This is a genomic window from Haloarcula sp. Atlit-120R (assembly GCF_003665885.1).
In the GTDB taxonomy this organism is placed as follows: Archaea; Halobacteriota; Halobacteria; order Halobacteriales; family Haloarculaceae; genus Haloarcula; species Haloarcula taiwanensis.
The window spans coordinates 1-471 of sequence record NZ_QPLN01000077.1 but is presented as its reverse complement, the minus strand read 5'-3'; the positions used below and the strand labels follow the sequence as shown (position 1 = coordinate 471).

The window sequence follows — 471 nt, the reverse complement described above, 5'->3', positions numbered from 1 at the left end:
TCACTTGGACCAACTTCCTCGAACAGACCGACGAGGGACTGCGTCTCGGTGACGCCTTGTCGGCCGATGACGACGGGACGTGGCTCACGTCGCTTCGGTCGAATCAGAACCTCACGATTCAGACGCCGCCGGGCTACGCCGTCAGCGACACGAACCTGCCGCTCGAAAACAACGCCCTCGTCGTCGAGGGACCACGGACTTTCGAATCGATTGACCAGTTGACCGTGACGTACGTCTCGACGGGCCCGGAACGAGCCATCCCGTGGACGCTCGTCGGCGGCGGCGCGGTCGTCCTCGCGGTGCTCGTGGCCGGCGTCGTCCTGTTCACGCGGCGGCGGCCGAGCGGGGCGGAGCCGGCCGGGGCGTCGGTGAGCTCCGAACCGCGACAGGAGCCAACGCCGGAGCCGACCGACGAGTCCGCACCGGACGACGGTGAGGAGCACGACGAGGTTGACGTCGACCTCGACCTGC

At 68.2% G+C, this 471-nt stretch carries 1 pseudogene; it reads left to right on the top strand.

Annotated elements, in window-relative coordinates:
* Nucleotides 1-471, top strand: a pseudogene (locus DVK01_RS21295) (hypothetical protein); the annotation flags it as partial.